This is a genomic window from Dietzia sp. 2505, from assembly GCF_040546785.1.
Classification (GTDB): Bacteria; Actinomycetota; Actinomycetes; order Mycobacteriales; family Mycobacteriaceae; genus Dietzia.
In genome coordinates, this window is the sequence record NZ_JBEPON010000003.1 from 177,031 (window position 1) to 194,958 (window position 17,928).

A 17,928-nucleotide genomic window follows, 5' to 3' on the forward strand; every position below is an offset into this window, starting at 1 on the left:
TCACCCGGACTTCCGGACGCGGGAGAGCAGCGGGGTCCGCATCATGCCCGTGGCGGCCTCGGCCAGCGCGGGTGCCTGGCGCGGGGTCGGCAACGGCCGCCGGGCGTCGTCCGACAACCGGAGCAGGATGGCCAGCAGGGCGTAGTTGGCGAGCAGGCTCGACCCGCCGTAGGCCATGAACGGCAGGGTGAGCCCGGTGAGCGGGATGAGGGTGGAGACCCCGCCGACCACCACGAACACCTGGATGGCCACGGTGAAGGCCAGGCCGACGGCGACGAGTTTGCCGAAGCTGTCCCTGATGGTCAGACCCACGCGGATCCCGCGCAGCACGATGATCGTGTAGATCATCAGCACGGCGGCGAGGCCGATCAGGCCCAGTTCCTCGCCGATCGTGGAGGTGATGAAGTCGGTGCCCGCGAACGGCACCTGGTCCGGCCGCCCGTTGCCGAGCCCGGTGCCGCCCATGCCGCCGGAGGCGAGACCGAACAGGGCCTGCGAGCTCTGGTAGCCGCCGGTGTCGAAGTAGACGAACGGGTCCTGCCAGATCTGGAACCGCACCCGCACGTGCCCGAACAGTGCGTAGGCCAGCACGCCACCGATGCCCACCAGCACCACGCCGATGAGCAACCAGCTCACCCTCTCGGTGGCCACGTAGAGCATGGTGAGCACGGTGGCGAAGAGCAGGAGCGCCATCCCGAGGTCCGTGTTGAACACCAGCACGCCCAGGGACAGGAACCACGCCACGATGATCGGCCCGAGGTCACGCCCGCGGGGCAGGTCCACACCGAGGATCCGCCGACCGGCGCTGGTGAACAACTCCCGCTTCTCGACCAGGATCGAGGCGAAGAAGATGATGAGCAGGATCTTGGCGAACTCGCCGGGCTGGATGGTGAAGCCGGGCAGGATGATCCAGTTCTTGGCGCCGTTGATCTCGGAGAACCGGGCGGGCAGCACCGCCGGGATGGCCAGCAACACCAGGCCGGCGAAACCCATGGTGTAGCCGTACCGGGACAGCACCCGGTGGTCCCGGAGGAAGTACAGGACGGCCGCCATGAAGGCCAACCCGATCAGGGTCCACAGCAGCTGCCGGGTGACGTCCATCCCCGGCGGGTCGGTGCCGTTGGCGACGGCGCGCGCCGCGTACGCCAGGTCGAGGCGGTAGATCAGGACCAGGCCCAGGCCGTTGAGCAGGGCGACGGCCGGCAGGAGAACGGGGTCCGAGAAGGGCGCCAGCCACCGGATCAGCAGATGGGCGCCGCCGCACAGACCGAGGTAGGCGAGGGTGAGCCAGAGCAGCGTGAGGCTGAGCTCCTGTTCCTGGGCCAACTGGACCAGGAGCAACGCGAAGCCGACGATCACCGACGCGGCGACCAGCAGCACGAGCTCCTTGCCGCGGCGGGGCGGGGCCGGGGCCGCCTGCGTTCCGGGTGCGGGGGCGGTCACCGGTCAGCTCACCGCCCGGCAGTCGACTCCCGGCACGGGGGCCGGGGCGGGACGGGGCGAGAGCTGCGGGGACGGTTCCGGGGATGGTTCCGGGGCCGGTCGGGGGGACGTGGTGGGGGACGACGGCGAGGTGGTGGCCTCCGCCGGCTCCGCGCGCGGGTCCCCGCCCTCTCGCCGGGGCTCGCACGCCGGCAGCAGGTTGTCCTGCGCGAGGCGGGCGACCTGGGCGTTGGCATCGGCGAGGCTGCCGGACGGCATCCCGGCCCGCACCGACTCGCGGGCCGGCTCGCGCAGGTCACCGAGGGTGAAGACGTCGCACCCGGACGGGATCGCATCCGGGTCGTGGAGGGTGAGGGCACCGTTCGCGGACAGACACGCCACCTGACTGACCGAGGCGAGGGAGATGCCGAAGACCTCACCGGAGATGCCCTGCTTGACCACCACCTGGCTGTCCTCTTCGGTGACGAAGTAGTTGCTCCGCACGAGCAGCGCGGAGACGCCGACGATCCCCGCGATCAGCACGAGCACCCCGACGACGCTCAGTGCGAAACGCCAGCGGGTGCCGCGCGGGGCGGGGCGGCCCACCTCGTCGTCGTCGGACCCGCCTGTGGTCCCGGACACCGATCCCTCACCGGTCGCGTCACCGGCACCGTTCTGTGAGGCGACCCGGGAGCGGGAGAACGCCGCGGCGCGGCCGGCGGCGGTGTCGGCGTGCACCGCGATCTCCCCCGGCTCGTCGGTGGAGGCCGCGCCCACCACCACGGGCACGACCGTGCCTCCGCGGGGGGAGTCCACGACGTCCGCCACCACGACCGTGACGTTGTCGGGGCCCCCGGACCGCAGTGCGAGCTGGACGAGCCGCTCGGCGGCGGCGTCGGCGGACCCGGTCCCGAGGGTCTCGGCGATGGTCTCGGCGCTCACCGGGTCGGACAGGCCGTCCGAGCAGAGCAGGTAGCGGTCGCCGACCCGTGCCTCCCGGACGGCGGTGGTGGGCTCGACGGGATCTCCGGTGAGCGCTTTCAGGATGAGCGAGCGCCGCGGGTGCACGTGCGCTTCCTCGGCGGTGAGCTCGCCGCGGTCGACGAGCGACTGGACGAAGGTGTCGTCTTTGGTGATCTGCGTGAGGACGTCGTCGCGGAGCAGGTAGGCGCGCGAGTCGCCCACGTGGAGCAGTCCCATGCGCCGGCCGTCGAAGAGCAGGGCGGTGAGGGTGCAGCCCATGCCCTCTGCCTCGGGATGCGCCTCGACGTGCGCGGCGATCGCCTGGTTGCCCTCGTGCATGGCCCGGCTGAGCGCGCCGGCGAGGTCGGACCCCGGTTGGTCCTCGTCGAGCTTGGCCAGGGTCGCGACCATGATCTGGCTGGCCAACTCGCCCGCGGCGTGGCCACCCATGCCGTCGGCCAACACGAGGACGCGGGGCGCGGCGTACGCGGAGTCCTCGTTGTTGTCCCGCACCATCCCCGTGTGGGAGCGGGCGGCGTAACTGAGCGCGGGGGTCACGCGCGCAGCTCGATCACGGTCTTGCCGATCCGGATCGGCGTGCCGGCGGCAACCTTGACCGGGGTCGTCACCCGCGTCCTGTCCAGATAGGTGCCGTTGGTCGAACCGAGGTCCTCGAGGAACCAGTCCGGCCCGTGGGGCGACAGCCTGGCGTGTTGGTTGGATGCGTAGTCGTCGTCGATCACCAGGGTGCACGAGTCGGCCCGGCCGAGCAGGACGGGCTGTTCGGACAGCGTGATGCGGGTCCCGGCGAGGGCGCCCTGGGTGACGACGAGATGCCGGATCGCCCTGGTGCCCCGGCCGAGGAACCCGCCACGGCGCTCACCCTGGCCGCCCGACCGCATCCCGACGTTGCCGAAGACGTCGGTCTTCAGCGCCCGCAGGACGAGGTAGATGAACAGCCACAACAGCACCAGGAGGAGGCCACGCGAGAGTTGTAGGACGAGTCCCTGCACGAGTTCGGTCCTCCCCTCTCCGGTCAGGTCACCTCGGGCAACGTGTGATCGCCCCCGGAGGTTCCCGGGGGTCCATGCCTGTCGAGGCTAGTCGAACCGGACGGTTATCTCCGAGTGTCCGACGCGGATCACGTCGCCGTCCGCCAGCTGCCAGTCCTGAACGGGACCCTCGTTGACCGTGGTCCCGTTGGTGGAGCCCAGGTCGGTCAGGACCGCCTCGCGGCCGTCGAACCGGATGTCCGCGTGCTGCCGGGACACCCCGGTGTCCGGGAGGCGGAAGGCCGCGTCCTGGCCGCGTCCGAGCAGGTTGGACCCGCGCTGGAGGCGGAAGGTGCGCCCGGAACCGTCCTCGAGGTGCAGCGTCACCGTGAGCGAGGAGCGACCCTGGGTGATCTGCGTGGGGGCGTCGGACGGGCCACCCCAGCCGGTGTTCTGGCCTGCGGACCCGGAGCGGGTGGCGACGGGGTAGTTGGAGGCGGGTGCCTGCATGGGGTTCTTCTCCTGACTGGCGCTCGGCGACGCGGGGGACGGCGACGACGGAGCCGGATGGCCCGGTGCCGGTGCCGGCGCGGCGGCCGAGATGTGGAACGGGACGGCGTCGGGGTCCACGACCCCGTTGATCCGCATCTGCCCGGTGTGGAGGTCGTCGCGCTCGACGAAGGTGACGGCGACCGGGCCGTAGGTCTCCCACCCCTGCTCCGCGATGTGGTCCGAGAGGTGGCGGGAGAAGGTCTTGACGGCCAGGGCCTCGTCCTCAGTGAAGGACGCGTAGTCCGACCGGGCGAGGGTGATGGTGTAGCTGTTGGAGACCAGCAGGTGACCGTCGACCACCTTGAGAGAGGCCTCGGACTGCTTCCGAAGCTGCGCCTCCACCTCGGCCGCCACCACCTTGCCGCCGAAGAGACGGGCGAAGGCGTCCCCGACCGCGCCCTGGAGTGTGCGTTCGAACTTGCCGACGATTCCCACGAGCGCCTCCTCTTCCCTGGTACGTGTCCGGACGTCCGGTCGCCGCGCGAGTCGGCGGCATCCGGTCGATCATAGAGGCGGGGGCGGCCCGAAGCACGTGTCCGGGATCCCCGGAGCTCGTCGAGTGAGGCTCCACCAGCGGATTGGTACGGCCGGTGTGGCGCGTGTTAACGTATTCGGGCGTTACTCGGGCGAGTGGCGGAATGGCAGACGCGCTGGCTTCAGGTGCCAGTGTCCTTCGGGACGTGGGGGTTCAAGTCCCCCTTCGCCCACCAGCCGAGTGCAGCCGAGGGTGCACCCGTGAGCCGGCCGAGAGGCCGGCTCTTCGCATTTCGGGCCCGAGCATGAGGCCGGGCGTTGCACACGCCACCTGAATCGGGTTCAATTATTGTCGTGACGTAGGCTCACGCAGAAGTTCTCCCGGAGGACGGCGCCACCATGCCGACGGACCGGAGAGCAATGTCCTCATGGTGGACGGAGCGGAGATCACCCTCTCGCCCGCGCCACCGGTGAGCCCGCATCCCACAGCTCGGATCCCCATCGGTGCCCGGCTCGATCAGCGGATGATCCCACCCCGGGACCCGAACACGATGTAATGAACGGACATTGTCTGGGTCGGCGCACGCGCGTCGGCTCTCCACAACGCTGTCGAAGGAACCCCCACATGGCCTCGAGCCTCGAAGAGATCCCCGATATGACCCCGGAGACCGACATCCGGGACCCCGCGGACGCCCCCTCGGTGATCGGCGTGGTCGCCGAGTCCGATCCCGCGGAGAGGCGGGTGGCCGCCACGCCGGCGACCGTCGCCAAGTTGATCGGCCTGGGCTACCGGGTGGTGGTGGAGAACGGGGCCGGGGCCCGCGCCGAGTTCTCCGACTCCGCCTACGCCGAGTCCGGCGCCGACCTGGTCTCCGGTGACGTGGCCTGGTCGGGCGACGTGGTGCTGAAGGTCGCGGTGCCCACGGAGTCCGAGGTGGCCCGGATGCGGTCCGGGGCGACCCTCGTCGGCCTGCTGGCGCCCGCACAGAACGAGCGGCTGCTGTCCGTCCTGGCCGAGCGCGGGGTCACCGCGCTGGCGATGGACGCGGTCCCGCGCATCTCCCGCGCTCAGTCGATGGACGTGCTCAGCTCGATGGCCAACATCGCCGGCTACCGCGCCGTGATCGAGGCCGCCCACCACTTCGGCCGGTTCTTCACCGGCCAGGTCACCGCGGCGGGCAAGGTCCCACCGGCCAAGGTGCTGGTGGCCGGTGCCGGGGTCGCCGGTCTGGCGGCGGTCGGTGCGGCCAGCAGCCTCGGGGCGATCGTCCGGGCCACCGATCCGCGGCCCGAGGTGGCCGACCAGGTCAAGTCGATCGGCGGCGAGTACCTGCCCGTCGAGGTCCCGGATGAGGAGAAGGTCGTCTCCACGGACGGCTACGCCAAGGCCACCAGCGAGGCCTACGACCGCGCGGCTGCGGCCCTGTACTCGGCCCAGGCGGCCGACGTCGACATCGTCATCACCACCGCGCTGATCCCGGGCCGGGCGGCCCCGCGCCTGCTCACCGCCGCGGATGTGGCGTCGATGAAGCGCGGCTCGGTCATCGTGGACATGGCCGCCGCCCAGGGCGGCAACGTCGAGGGCAGCGTCGCCGATGAGGTTGTGGTGACAGAGAACGGCGTGACGATCATCGGGTACACCGATCTCGCCGGGCGGCTGCCCGCGCAGGCCTCGCAGCTGTACGGCACCAACCTCGTCAACCTCACCAAGCTCGTCACCCCGGACAAGGACGGCCGGTGGGCACTGGATCTGGACGACGTGGTCCAGCGCGGGGTGACCGTGGCCAGGGGCGGCGAGATCATGTGGCCGCCCCCGCCGGTGCAGGTCAGCGCCGCCCCCGCGGCGGCGGCCGCCTCCCCGCTCGAGCCCCCCGCGGAGAAGAAAAAGATGTCTCCCGGCGCCAAGCTCGGGCTGATCGCCACCGGAATGGCGCTGCTGCTCCTGCTCACGGCCGTCGCACCGGGTGACATCCCGCGCCACATCACCGTGTTCGTCCTGGCCATCGTGATCGGCTACTACGTGATCGGCAACGTCCACCACGCGCTGCACACACCGCTGATGTCGGTGACCAACGCGATCTCCGGCGTGATCGTCGTGGGCGCGCTACTGCAGATCGGGATCGACAACACCGCCGGCCTCGTCCTGGCCACCATCGCGATCCTCGTCGCGTCCATCAACGTCTTCGGCGGCTTCGCCGTGACGCGCCGCATGCTCGGCATGTTCTCGAAGGGAGCCTGAAGGAGATGTCACTCGTGACCGCCGCCAACGCGGCCTACCTCGTCGCCGCGCTGCTGTTCATCATGTCCCTGGCCGGCCTGTCCAAGCACGAGACCGCCCGTCGGGGCCTGAGCTTCGGCATCGCCGGCATGGCGCTGGCGCTTCTGGCCACCGTCGCGCTGGTGATCGACCACCAGCCCGCCACCATCGGCATCGTCCTCATGGTGGTGGCGGTGCTCATCGGCGCGACCCTGGGGCTGTTGCGCGCCCGCCGGGTGCAGATGACCGAGATGCCCGAGCTGATCGCCCTGCTGCACTCCTTCGTGGGCCTGGCCGCCGTGCTGGTGGGCTGGAACGGCTACCTCGAGCCCGAGCTGCACGGCGAGCTCACCGGCTCGCTGCTGGACATCCACCACGCGGAGGTGTTCATCGGGGTGTTCATCGGCGCCATCACCTTCACCGGCTCGATCGTGGCCTACCTCAAGCTCTCGGGGAAGATGAAGTCCGCGCCGCTGGTGCTGCCGGGCAAGAACCTCATCAACGCCGGGATCCTGGTGGCGTTCATCGCGCTCACCGCGGCGTTCGTCGTCACCCCGGCGCTGTGGATGCTCGCCGTGGTCACGGTCCTGGCGCTGGCCCTGGGCTGGCACCTGGTGGCCAGCATCGGCGGCGGAGACATGCCGGTCGTGGTCTCGATGCTCAACTCGTACTCCGGGTGGGCCGCCGCCGCGACGGGCTTCCTGCTCGGCAACGACCTGCTCATCGTCACCGGTGCGCTGGTCGGCTCGTCGGGTGCCTACCTGTCCTACATCATGTGCAAGGCGATGAACCGGTCGTTCTTCTCGGTCATCCTGGGTGGCTTCGGCATCGAGGCCGCCTCGGGCGAGGGCAAGGACCACGGTGAGCACAGCGAGATCGACGTCGCCGGCGCCGCCGAGCTGCTGGCGGGGGCCTCGAAGGTGATCATCGCCCCGGGTTACGGCATGGCCGTCGCGCAGGCGCAGTACCCCGTCGCCGATCTCACCCGGACCCTGCGCGAGCGGGGCGTGGACGTCCGCTTCGCCGTCCACCCCGTCGCCGGTCGCCTGCCCGGGCACATGAACGTGCTGCTGGCCGAGGCCAAGGTGCCGTACGACATCGTGTTCGAGCTCGACGAGATCAACGACGACTTCACCGGCACCGACGTGGTCCTGGTGATCGGCGCCAACGACACCGTCAACCCGGATGCCGCCGAGGACCCGGGCAGCCCTATCGCCGGCATGCCCGTGCTCCACGTGTGGGACGCCGCCGAGGTGATCGTGTTCAAGCGGTCCATGGCCGCCGGGTACGCCGGCGTGCAGAATCCGCTGTTCTTCCGCGACAACACCCAGATGCTGTTCGGCGACGCCAAGGACCGGGTCGACGACATCCTGGGCGCTCTCAAGGAGCAGCCGGTGGGGGTGGGCCGCTAGAAGCGGCCGGAGAACCCGGTACGACGACGAGGAGGCGGTCTCACGCGGGACCGCCTCCTCGTCGCTGTTCGGGATGAACGATCGATCGGGCTGACTAGGTCGAGGAGGTGGGCGAGGGCGCGGTCGAGGGCGCGGTCGAGGGCGTGGTCGAGGGCGTGGGCGGGGACGCGGTGGCCGCCTCCGGCTCCTCGTTCTCGGTGGCGACCACGGCGTCGGTGCCGAGTCCGTCGCCCTCGAGCGCGTCCTGGAAGTAGGCCATCTCGCGGTGGTAGACCTTGTCCAGGCCCTCCCGCTCGTCCTCCTCGGTCACCCGCAGGCCCATCGTCTTGTCCAGGACGAAGGCGATGAGCAGCGTGACGGTGAAGGAGTAGGCGAGCACCGCCGCCGTGGCCAGGGCCTGGGCCCCGAGCTGACCGAACCCGCCGCCGAACAGCAGTCCGGCCTCGCCGACGGGGGAGGCGGGGTCGGCGATCACACCGATGAGCAGGGTGCCGATGATGCCCGCGACCATGTGCAGCCCGGCCACGTCGAGGGAGTCGTCGTAGCCGAGGCGGTACTTCAGGCCCACCGCGTAGTGGCAGACCACGCCGCAGATCAGGCCGATCGCGATGGCGCCGAGTGGGCTGACCGCGGCGGCGGCCGGGGTGATGCCCACCAGCCCGGCCACGAGCCCGGAGGCCACGCCGAGGGTCGTGGGGTGCTTGGCGCGGACCTGCTCGGTGATCATCCAGGCCAGGGCGCCACACAGGCCGGCGACGACGGTGTTGAGCGCGGCCACTGCGGCCGTGTTGCCCGCGGCGACGGCGGAGCCGGCGTTGAAGCCGATCCAGCCGGCGAAGAGCATGCCGGCGCCGAGGAAGGTCAGGGGGACGCTGTGCGGTCTGCTGATCGTCGGGAAGCCGGCTCGTCGACCGAGCACCAGCACCAGGGCCAGCGTCGCCACACCTGCGTTGATGTGGATGGCGGTGCCGCCCGCGAGGTCGATGGCCCCCAGGTTGTTGGCGATCCACCCGCCCGTGACCGAACCGTCGTCGGAGTCGAAGGCGAACACCCAGTGGGCCACGGGGAAGAACACCAGCACCGGCCACACGATGGCGAAGACCAACCAGGTGGAGAAGCGCATCCGGTCCGCCACCCCGCCGGCCACGAGGGCGACGGTGATCCCCGCGAAGAGCAGGAGGAACCCGGCGAACAGGGCGGGCGGCAGGCCGGGGGTCTCGGGCTCGGCCATGATGCCCCTGAGGCCCAGGTACTCGAGCGGATCGCCCAACACACCGGCGCCCCCGACCGAGTCGCCGAAGGTCAGCGAGTAGCCGATGAGGACCCACAGCACGGCCATCACGGCGACCGCGCCGATCGTCATCATCATCATGTTGAGCGTGCTGCGGATGCTGACCATGCCGCCGTAGAACAGGGCCAGGCCGGGGACCATGAAGGCCACCGCGACCATGGCCGCGAGCACCCAGGCGGTGTCGGCCGCCGCTATGGCTACGTCCATGTCTCTCTCTTCTCTGTGAGGCCACTCCCGAGCGGGGCGACGTGGGGATCGTGCGTTTCACAGTGTGATCCGGTGTTGCTTACCGGAAGGTGCCGCGATCGTTTCCATTCGGTTACCGGCGCGGAGGCGCGCCGTGTCCTGCGGCGAGAGTCGAGCGAAGTACGCAGTTAGGCGAGACTTTTCGCCTGCCGAATCCCGTTACATCGCGGTAACCAGCCGGGGGTTTAACCGCAGTATATTGTGACCACCACGCAGAAACCCTCGGATCAGGAGACGTCATGACAGTCACCGCAGACCCCTCCGTCGGGGTCGTAGACCGTGCGAACGGCGAGACCAGACAGTCGTCGTTCCCGACGCTCGGCGCCGCCCGGGAGACCGAGAGCGCGCCCGGCGCCCTCGCCCGGATGGTCGCGGACTCCGGGACGCGATTCGTCCTGGCCGTGTTCACCAACCTCCGGGGGAAGCCGTGCGCCAAGCTCGTCCCGGCCTCCGCGGTCGACCAACTGGAGGCCGGGGAGCTGGGCTTCGCCGGTTACGCCGCCGACGCGATCGGCCAACAGCCCAGGGACCCCGACCTCCTCGTCGTCCCCGACGCCCGCTCTTTCACCACCCTCGACTTCATCAAGCCCGGACTGGCCCTGGTGCACTGCGACCCCTGGGTGAGCGGGGAGCCGTGGCGCTTCGCGCCGCGCGTCATCCTGGGACGGATGCTCGCCGACGCGGCCACCGACGGGCTCGAACTCAAGGTGGGGGCGGAGGTCGAGTACTTCCTGGTCCGGAAGAACGCCGACGGTTCGCTGTGCACCGCCGATCCCAAGGACGACGAGTCCCACCCGTGCTACGACGCCCGGGGAGTGACCCGCATGTTCGAGCACCTCGCCGGGGTCTCGGACGCGATGAACGTGCTCGGCTGGGCCAACTACGCCAACGACCACGAGGACGGCAACGGGCAGTTCGAGCAGAACTTCGCCTACGACGAGGCGATGGTCACCGCCGACCGGGTCATGACGCTGCGCTACATCATCTCCATGCTGGCCGAACAGCGCGACATGATCGCCACCTTCATGCCCAAGCCGTTCTCCGACCGCACCGGGTCGGGGATGCACCTGCACATGTCCCTGTGGCGCGACGGCGACCCGGTGTTCCCCGCCGTCGGCGACGACCGGTACGGACTGGGGCTCTCGCCCACCGCGTACTCGTTCATCGCCGGCGTCCTCACCCACGCCGCCGGCATGCACGCGGTCCTGTGCCCCACCATCAACTCCTACAAACGTATAGGTGCACGCACGACCGCATCGGGGGCCACGTGGTCGCCCACGGACGCGACCTACGGCGGGAACGACCGCACGCACTACCTGCGTGTCCCCGACGGGAACCGCGTCGAGCTCCGCGGAGGCGACGGCTCGGCCAACCCCTACCTGGCCGTGGCGGTGCAGCTGGCCGCCGGTCTCGACGGAGTGCGGCGGGATCTCGACCCCGGCGTGCCGGCCACGGTCGGCGAGGCCACCCACACGTTGCCGCCGACCCTGCTGCACGCCGTGGAGGAGTTGGGCCGGGACGAGGTCGTCCGCGCCGCACTGGACATCGGTGGCGACGGGGTGGCCGAGTACTACGCCGACCTCAAACGCGAGGAGTTCATCTCCTGGCACAACACCGTCACCCAATGGGAGATCGACGAGTACCTCACCGCGCTGTGACGCGCGGCGGCGGCTCTGCCGGCGCCCGGCTCGACTCCCTCCACACCCTTCCCCCGACCTCACCAGGAGAACCCCATGTGCGGCATCGTCGGACTCCACCTGCGCGACCCGGAGCTCGAACCCCGGCTCGGCGACCTGCTCACCACCATGCTCGGTGAGATGACCGACCGCGGTTCGGACTCGGCCGGCGTCGCCGTCTACGGCAACCCCGACTGGACCCCGGCCGGATCGGCCACCGTCACCGTGCTGGCCGACGGCGTCGACGCGCCGGCGGTGGCCTCGCGTGTCGGCACCCACCTGGGGTGCGAGGTGTCGGGTCGCGAGCTGGGTGCCACCGTGCTCCTGTCCGCCGGGACCGACCCCGAGACCCTGGCCTCCGCCGTCCGCACCGCGGTACCCGAGGCGGTCCTGGTCGGGTTGGGCAGCGAGCTCGCCGTGCTCAAGGGCGTCGGCCTGCCACTCGAACTGGCCGCGGGTTTCGGCCTACCGGGGGCCTCGGGATGGCAGGGCGTGGGGCACACCCGCATGGCCACCGAGTCCGCCGTCACCCCGGCCGGCTCGCACCCCTTCTCCGTGGGTCCCGACCAGTGCATCGTCCACAACGGCTCGTTCTCCAACCACGCCTCGGTGCGCCGCGAACTGGCCCGTCGCGACATCCACTGCGACACCCTCAACGACACCGAGGTGGCCGCGCGCTTCGTGGCGGAGCAGATCGCCCGCGGTGCGGAGATCGACCAGGCACTGGCGGAGATGGCCGGCGTGCTCGACGGTTTCTACACCCTGTTGGTGTCCACGGCCGAGGAGTTCGCGGTGGTACGTGACCCGATCGCCTGCAAGCCCGCGGTGATCGCCGAGACCGACCGCTACGTGGCCATGGCCTCGGAGTACCGGGCGATGGCGCACCTGCCGGGCATCGACCAGGCACACCTCTACGAGCCCGAGCCGGGCCGCGTGTACCACTGGCGCCGCTGACTCTGCCCGCTGAACCGCCCACCAGGAAGGAAGAACGATGACCATCACGCCGGCACAGGCCTTCGCACCGCAGGATCTCGGACCCCTCGGCGACGCACCGACCACCGCCCCGCACGTGATCGACGTCCGGGAGACCGGGTTGCGTGAGACCAACAGGATCCTCCAGGCCTCCGACGGCACCGGCAGGTACCTGCTCACCGGTCCCAGGGGGGCGCACGCGCTCGCCGTGGGCCTGGAGGAGCCGGACGAGGTCGTGATCGACGGTCCCACCGGGTACTACACCGCGGGGATGAACGACGGCGCCCACATCACGGTCAACGGGAACGTGGGGGTCGGGGTGGCCGAGAACATGATGTCCGGGACGGTGCGGGTCACCGGGTCGGCCTCCCAGTCCGCCGGGGCGACGGCCCACGGCGGGCTGCTGGTGATCGAGGGAGACGCCGGCGCCCGGTGCGGGATCTCGATGAAAGGGGTGGACATCGTCGTCGGCGGCTCGATCGGCCACATGAGTTGCTTCATGGGCCAGGCCGGGCGCCTGGTCGTCCTGGGCGACGCCGGTGACGCCCTCGGTGACTCCCTCTACGAGGTCCACATCTACGTGCGGGGCCGGGTCGAGTCCCTCGGCGCCGACTGCGTCGAGAAGGAGATGCGGCCCGAGCACCACACCGAACTCGGGGAGCTGCTCGACCGGGCGGGCGTCACCGGGGTCTCGACCACGGAGTTCCGGCGCTACGGCTCCGCCCGCACCCTCTACAGCTTCGACGTGGACAACGCCTCCGCCTACTGACCGCCCCGCCGCCATCCCCCACAGGAGCCAGACATGCCCTTCGACGGACACACCCGATCCGACCAGGCCTCCCCACCGCAGATCCCCACAGGAACCGTCGACCCGACCCTGCGCGAGTCCGCCACGTTCCCCCGTTCGGTGATCCACGAGATCCAGCGCGCCGCCGCGACCGGGATCTACGACATCCGCGGATGGGGCGCCAAGCGCAAGGTCCCGCACTTCGACGACCTGCTGTTCCTGGGCGCCTCGATGTCCCGGTATCCGCTCGAGGGCTACCGCGAACGCTGCGGCACCGACATCACCCTGGGCACCAGGCACGCCTCGACGCCTCTTCACCTGGACATCCCCGTGACCATCGCCGGGATGAGCTTCGGGGCCCTGTCAGCGCAGGCAAAGGAGGCCCTCGGTCGCGGGGCCAGCGCGGCGGGCACCTCCACGACCACCGGCGACGGCGGCATGACGGCGGAGGAGCGCGGCCAGAGCTCGAGGCTCGTCTACCAGTACCTCCCCTCGCGTTACGGGATGAACCCCGTCGACCTCCGCAAGGCCGACGCCATCGAGGTGGTCCTGGGCCAGGGCGCCAAGCCCGGTGGCGGCGGCATGCTCCTCGGACAGAAGATCTCCGACCGGGTGGCGCAGATGCGGACCCTGCCCAAGGGGATCGACCAGCGTTCGGCCTGCCGACACCCGGACTGGACGGGCCCCGACGACCTCGCCATCAAGATCCTCGAGCTGCGCGAGATCACCGGCTGGGAGAAGCCGGTGTACGTCAAGGTCGGCGCCACCCGCACGTACTACGACGTCAAGCTCGCGGTGAAGGCGGGTGCGGACGTGGTGGTCGTGGACGGCATGCAGGGCGGCACCGCGGCCACGCAGGACGTGTTCATCGAGCACGTGGGCATCCCCACCCTCGCCGCGATCCCGCAGGCCGTGCAGGCCCTCCAGGAGATGGACCTGCACCGGAAGGTTCAACTGATCGTCTCAGGCGGGATCCGCTCGGGCGCGGACGTGGCCAAGGCCATGGCCCTGGGGGCTGACGCGGTGGCGATCGGGACGGCGGCACTGATCGCATTGGGGGACAACGATCCCCGGTACGAGCAGGAGTACCGCACGCTCGGCTCGGCGGCGGGGTTCTACGACGATTTCCAGGACGGCCGCGACCCGGCCGGGATCTCCACCCAGGACCCCGAGCTGGCGCGCCGGCTGGACCCGGAGGCCGCCGGTCGACGACTCGCCAACTACCTGCACGTGCTCACGATGGAGGCGCAGACCATCGCCCGGGCCTGCGGAAAGTCCCACCTGACCCACCTGGAGCCGGACGACCTGGTGGCGTTGACCATGGAGGCCGCCGCGATGGCGCGGGTGCCGTTGGCCGGGACCGACTGGATCCCCGGCCGCGCGGGACGGGAACTGTAGGTGACCGTCGTGTCGGACGACCGGACCGCGACCGGGCTCGCGCCGGCGGCGGGTGCCCACTTCCACCGGGACGAGACGATGACTACCGTCGAGGGCATGGGAGTCGGCCGGGATGACGCGCGGAGGGTCGTCCACCAGGCGACGCCGCGTGAGCTCCCGGAGGATGTGCCCACCGGCAACGATCTCGAGCGCATCATCGGTTTCCACGTCCGCAGGCTGCGCCTGGCCGAGGGCATGGGGGTGGCGGAGATGTCCCAGCGGATCGGCATCTCCAAGGCGATGCTGTCCAAGATCGAGAACGCGCAGACCTCGTGCTCGCTGAACATGCTCGCCAAACTCGCCACCGGCCTCGACGTCCCGGTCACCTCGTTGCTCCGCGGCGCAGACACCAGGCGTGACGCGGTGTTCACCCCTGACGGGCAGGGCGCCACGATCGTCGGCCGCGGCACCTCGGCGGGTCACGACTACGAGCTGCTCGGGGCGCTACGGGGATCCAACAAGCGCATCGAGCCGGTGCTGGTGACGCTCACCGCCGAGTCGGAGGCGCATCCCCGCTTCCAGCACCCGGGCACCGAGCTGCTCTACATGCTCTCCGGCGACATGATCTACCACCATGCCGAGTCCGAGTACCGCCTCCGCCCGGGGGATTCGTTGCTCCTGGACGGCGAGGGCGTCCACGGCCCGGTGGCGATGCTCGAGCTGCCCATCCGGTTCCTCTCGGTGACCGCCTACCCCGACGGCGTCGACGGCTGACCCGCCCGGTGCCGCGGAGCCGCGGCACCACCACTCACGGCACCACCTGGTCCGGCCCACCCCGCCCGGCGCCCCGTTCACGGCGCCCTGTTCACGACGCCCTGTTCACGACGCCCCACCGGGGCCGTGGCCCACCCGTATCGTCCCCACCCTCCCGCACCCCGAGGAGCCCGTCATGACCACATCGGTCACCACCACCGTCAGCTCGCTGATGTCCGCGATCGCGGGTGTCGGGACCGACCCGACGAGGGGCGGATACAGCCGCCCCGTCTACTCCGTGGCCGAGGTCGAGCTGCGCGAGTGGTTCCTGGCCGAGGCGGCCGCCCGAGGCCTGGACACCGAGACCGATCGCAACGGGATCATCTGGGCCTGGTGGAATCCGGCCGGCCATCCGCTGGAGGACGCGGTCGTCACCGGCAGCCACCTGGACTCCGTGCCCGGGGGTGGGGCGTTCGACGGCCCTCTCGGCGTGGCCTCGGCGCTGGTGGCGGTCGACCTTCTCCGGGCCCGGGGTCTGCGGCCTCGGCGGGCCCTGGCCCTGACCGTCTTCCCCGAGGAGGAGGGGTCCAGGTTCGGCCGCGCGTGCCTGGGTTCGCTGCTGCTCACCGGGGCGATGGACCCGGACACGGCCGCGGCACTGACCGACGACGACGGCACCACCTACGCCGAACTGTGCGCGGCCAACGGGCTGGATCCGGCGCGCCTGGGGCGTGACGAGGAGGCGCTACGGCGCATCGGACGGTTCGTGGAACTCCACGTGGAACAGGGTCGAGGTCTGATCGACCTGGGCAACCCGGTGGCGGTGGCCTCGTCGATCATCGGCCACGGGCGCTGGCGGCTGACCTTCACCGGCCAGGGCAACCACGCCGGCACCACGCTGCTGGCGGACCGCCGCGACCCGATGATCCCGGCCTCCCGCACCGTCCTCGACGTCCGCCGGATCTCGCGCGTGTACCGGGGCGCCCGGGCCACCGTCGGGCGGATCGTTCCCACCCCGGGCGGCACCAACGTCATCGCCTCCCGGGTCGACCTCTGGCTGGACGTGCGGCACCCCGACGACGCCGTGACCGCACGGATCGTCCACGAGATCACGGAGGCGGCCTCGATGGCCGCCGCACACGAGGGGTGCGAGAGCACGATCGTGCAGGAGTCGCTCAGCGGTTCGGTGTCCTTCGACCCGGCGTTCCGCGACCGACTGCTCGACGATCTGCCCGGCGTCCCCGTCCTGGCCACGGGGGCCGGCCATGACGCAGGTGTCCTGGCCGCGCACGTCCCCACCGCCATGCTGTTCGTCCGTAACCCCTCCGGGGTGTCGCACTCCCCGGAGGAGCACGTGGAGGACGCCGACGCCGAGCGGGGCGCCGAGGCCCTGGCCGACGTCCTCGCCGACCTGCTCACCTGCGATGACCCCTCTGCGACCGACGCGACCTGACCACCACGCATCTCGAGAGAGTGATCCCCATGACAGACACAGCGCACCCGACCGACACAGCGCACCCGACCGACACAGCTCGACGGACCGAGACAGTGAAGTTCCTCGTCATCGGAGGTGGCCTCGAGGGGCTGTCGATCGCCTGGAACCTGACCGAGCGCGGCGAGACCGACGTGCTCGTGGTGGAGAAGGACACCCTGTGCTCCGGGATGACGGGAAAGTCCAGCGGCATCGTCCGCTGTCACTACGGTTCGCCCACCATGGCGGCCCTGAGTTGGCACAGCGTCCCGGTGTTCGAGAACGCCACCGAGCTGTTGGGCGACGACATGGCGTTCCGCCAGTGCGGGTACGCCGTGATCGTCGGAGAGGAGAACGTGATCCCGCTCCGGGCGAACGTCGCGATGCAGCAGAGCCTGGGTATCGAGACCGAGATCATCTCACCGGACCGGATGGCGGAGTTGTGGCCCGGGCTGAACGTCGACGACGTGGCGGCGGCGGCGTGGGAGCCGCGCGGTGGTCGCGGGGAGGCGTACATGACCGGGATGGCCTTCGCCGCCGCCGCCCGCCGACGTGGGGTCCGCGTCCGGCAGAGCACCCGGGTCACGGCGCTGGTGCGGGGGCGCGGTGACCGGGTGGTCGGAGCCGAGTTCGCCGACGGCACCACGGTGTACGCCGAGCAGGTGATCCTCGCGACCGGGGTGTGGGCGCCGCAGCTCGGCGCCACCGTCGGTCTGGACATCCCCGTCCGGGCCCAGCGTGCGCAACTGGTGCTGGTGGATCAGGGTGAACCGCTGGATCAGGTGCCCACCCTGTCGGACCTGGTGGGCCTGCAGTACCTGTGCCGCGAGCCGAACGGGGAGATCCTCGCCGGCAACTCCGACCACCACTCTCCTCAGTACATCGACCCCGACGACTACTCGAACCGGGCGGACACCTCGACCGTCGAGAAGGTCGTGGAGCGGCTCATGCACCGCCTGCCGGACATGCCGGACCCCACGATCACCGGCAGCTACGTCGGGGCGTACGACACCACACCCGACTACAACCCGGTGATCGGCCCCTCACCGCTCGACGGGCTGTTCCTGGCGGTCGGCTTCTCCGGGCACGGGTTCAAGATGGCGCCCGCGGTCGGTCGGCTGGTCGCGGAGTTGCTCCTCGACGGGACGACGACGATGTCGGGTGTCGACCCCGCGGACTGCCGCTTCACCCGATTCGCCGAGGGCAGGCCCACCACCAGCCTCAACCCGTATGTGGGCGCGGGGGAGATGCGCTGAACGGTCCCGTCCCGGTCCAGGCGTGCG

The 17,928-nt window shown here is 70.7% G+C and carries 14 protein-coding genes and 1 tRNA gene; 10 read left to right on the top strand and 5 right to left on the bottom strand.

Annotated elements, in window-relative coordinates:
• The 4 genes from ABIE38_RS07720 to ABIE38_RS07735 all read right to left on the bottom strand — a co-directional run bounded on the left by ABIE38_RS07720 (position 1) and on the right by ABIE38_RS07735 (position 4,364).
• A complete protein-coding gene (locus tag ABIE38_RS07720; RefSeq protein ID WP_354055076.1) occupies positions 1 to 1,443 on the bottom strand; it encodes an FtsW/RodA/SpoVE family cell cycle protein in 1,443 nt (480 codons plus the stop codon).
• Between the two features lie 3 nt (positions 1,444 to 1,446).
• On the bottom strand, positions 1,447 to 2,943 hold the full coding sequence (locus tag ABIE38_RS07725; RefSeq protein WP_354055078.1) for a PP2C family protein-serine/threonine phosphatase: 1,497 nt from the start codon (positions 2,941 to 2,943) through the stop codon (positions 1,447 to 1,449).
• The gene (locus tag ABIE38_RS07730; protein ID WP_354055080.1) at positions 2,940 to 3,398 is read right to left on the bottom strand and encodes an FHA domain-containing protein FhaB/FipA; all 459 of its coding nucleotides are present in this window, start codon (positions 3,396 to 3,398) and stop codon (positions 2,940 to 2,942) included. Before ABIE38_RS07730 ends, ABIE38_RS07725 begins: the two co-directional genes overlap by 4 nt.
• Before the next feature lie 87 nt (positions 3,399 to 3,485).
• Positions 3,486 to 4,364 (bottom strand): FHA domain-containing protein, encoded by an 879-nt coding sequence (locus tag ABIE38_RS07735; RefSeq protein ID WP_354055081.1) that lies wholly within the window; start codon positions 4,362 to 4,364, stop codon positions 3,486 to 3,488.
• A 189-nt stretch (positions 4,365 to 4,553) separates the two neighbouring features.
• Between ABIE38_RS07735 and ABIE38_RS07740 the strand changes: the two genes are divergently transcribed.
• The 3 genes from ABIE38_RS07740 to pntB all read left to right on the top strand — a co-directional run bounded on the left by ABIE38_RS07740 (position 4,554) and on the right by pntB (position 8,072).
• Positions 4,554 to 4,639, top strand: a tRNA-Leu gene (locus ABIE38_RS07740).
• A 419-nt stretch (positions 4,640 to 5,058) separates the two neighbouring features.
• A complete protein-coding gene (locus ABIE38_RS07745) occupies positions 5,059 to 6,642 on the top strand; it encodes a Re/Si-specific NAD(P)(+) transhydrogenase subunit alpha (protein WP_354055556.1) in 1,584 nt (527 codons plus the stop codon).
• A 5-nt stretch (positions 6,643 to 6,647) separates the two neighbouring features.
• Entirely contained in the window at positions 6,648 to 8,072 is a 1,425-nt protein-coding gene (pntB, locus tag ABIE38_RS07750; protein WP_354055083.1) for a Re/Si-specific NAD(P)(+) transhydrogenase subunit beta, read from the top strand.
• Positions 8,073 to 8,166: 94 nt separating this feature from the next.
• Here the strand turns inward: pntB and ABIE38_RS07755 are convergent, their stop codons facing one another.
• Positions 8,167 to 9,570: an ammonium transporter gene (locus ABIE38_RS07755; protein ID WP_354055084.1), complete on the bottom strand. Its 1,404-nt coding sequence runs from the start codon at positions 9,568 to 9,570 to the stop codon at positions 8,167 to 8,169.
• A 404-nt stretch (positions 9,571 to 9,974) separates the two neighbouring features.
• Between ABIE38_RS07755 and glnT the strand changes: the two genes are divergently transcribed.
• The 7 genes from glnT (at position 9,975) to ABIE38_RS07790 (ending at position 17,901) form a co-directional block, all read left to right on the top strand.
• Positions 9,975 to 11,267 (top strand): type III glutamate--ammonia ligase, encoded by a 1,293-nt coding sequence (gene glnT, locus ABIE38_RS07760; protein WP_354055558.1) that lies wholly within the window; start codon positions 9,975 to 9,977, stop codon positions 11,265 to 11,267.
• Positions 11,268 to 11,342: 75 nt separating this feature from the next.
• Positions 11,343 to 12,239, top strand: coding sequence for a class II glutamine amidotransferase domain-containing protein (locus ABIE38_RS07765; protein WP_354055086.1), 897 nt, complete (start codon positions 11,343 to 11,345; stop codon positions 12,237 to 12,239).
• 37 nt (positions 12,240 to 12,276) lie between these two features.
• Positions 12,277 to 13,026: a GltB/FmdC/FwdC-like GXGXG domain-containing protein gene (locus ABIE38_RS07770; RefSeq protein ID WP_354055088.1), complete on the top strand. Its 750-nt coding sequence runs from the start codon at positions 12,277 to 12,279 to the stop codon at positions 13,024 to 13,026.
• A gap of 33 nt (positions 13,027 to 13,059) precedes the next feature.
• Positions 13,060 to 14,442 (top strand): FMN-binding glutamate synthase family protein, encoded by a 1,383-nt coding sequence (locus ABIE38_RS07775; RefSeq protein WP_354055090.1) that lies wholly within the window; start codon positions 13,060 to 13,062, stop codon positions 14,440 to 14,442.
• A gap of 96 nt (positions 14,443 to 14,538) precedes the next feature.
• Positions 14,539 to 15,195: a helix-turn-helix domain-containing protein gene (locus ABIE38_RS07780; RefSeq protein WP_354055560.1), complete on the top strand. Its 657-nt coding sequence runs from the start codon at positions 14,539 to 14,541 to the stop codon at positions 15,193 to 15,195.
• A gap of 175 nt (positions 15,196 to 15,370) precedes the next feature.
• The gene (locus ABIE38_RS07785; RefSeq protein ID WP_354055092.1) at positions 15,371 to 16,627 is read left to right on the top strand and encodes an allantoate amidohydrolase; all 1,257 of its coding nucleotides are present in this window, start codon (positions 15,371 to 15,373) and stop codon (positions 16,625 to 16,627) included.
• 29 nt (positions 16,628 to 16,656) lie between these two features.
• Positions 16,657 to 17,901, top strand: a complete 1,245-nt coding sequence (locus tag ABIE38_RS07790; protein WP_354055094.1) for an NAD(P)/FAD-dependent oxidoreductase — start codon at positions 16,657 to 16,659, stop codon at positions 17,899 to 17,901.
• The last annotated feature ends 27 nt before the right edge of the window (positions 17,902 to 17,928 follow it).

Bases quoted from the DNA above. Each gene is read 5' to 3' on its own strand.
- ABIE38_RS07745 (WP_354055556.1), top strand. From the start codon at position 5,059: ATGACCCCGGAGACCGACATCCGGGACCCCGCGGACGCCCCCTCGGTG.
- pntB (WP_354055083.1), top strand. From the start codon at position 6,648: ATGTCACTCGTGACCGCCGCCAACGCGGCCTACCTCGTCGCCGCGCTG.
- ABIE38_RS07755 (WP_354055084.1), bottom strand. From the start codon at position 9,570: ATGGACGTAGCCATAGCGGCGGCCGACACCGCCTGGGTGCTCGCGGCC.
- glnT (WP_354055558.1), top strand. From the start codon at position 9,975: ATGGTCGCGGACTCCGGGACGCGATTCGTCCTGGCCGTGTTCACCAAC.
- ABIE38_RS07765 (WP_354055086.1), top strand. From the start codon at position 11,343: ATGTGCGGCATCGTCGGACTCCACCTGCGCGACCCGGAGCTCGAACCC.
- ABIE38_RS07770 (WP_354055088.1), top strand. From the start codon at position 12,277: ATGACCATCACGCCGGCACAGGCCTTCGCACCGCAGGATCTCGGACCC.
- ABIE38_RS07775 (WP_354055090.1), top strand. From the start codon at position 13,060: ATGCCCTTCGACGGACACACCCGATCCGACCAGGCCTCCCCACCGCAG.
- ABIE38_RS07780 (WP_354055560.1), top strand. From the start codon at position 14,539: ATGGGAGTCGGCCGGGATGACGCGCGGAGGGTCGTCCACCAGGCGACG.
- ABIE38_RS07785 (WP_354055092.1), top strand. From the start codon at position 15,371: ATGACCACATCGGTCACCACCACCGTCAGCTCGCTGATGTCCGCGATC.
- ABIE38_RS07790 (WP_354055094.1), top strand. From the start codon at position 16,657: ATGACAGACACAGCGCACCCGACCGACACAGCGCACCCGACCGACACA.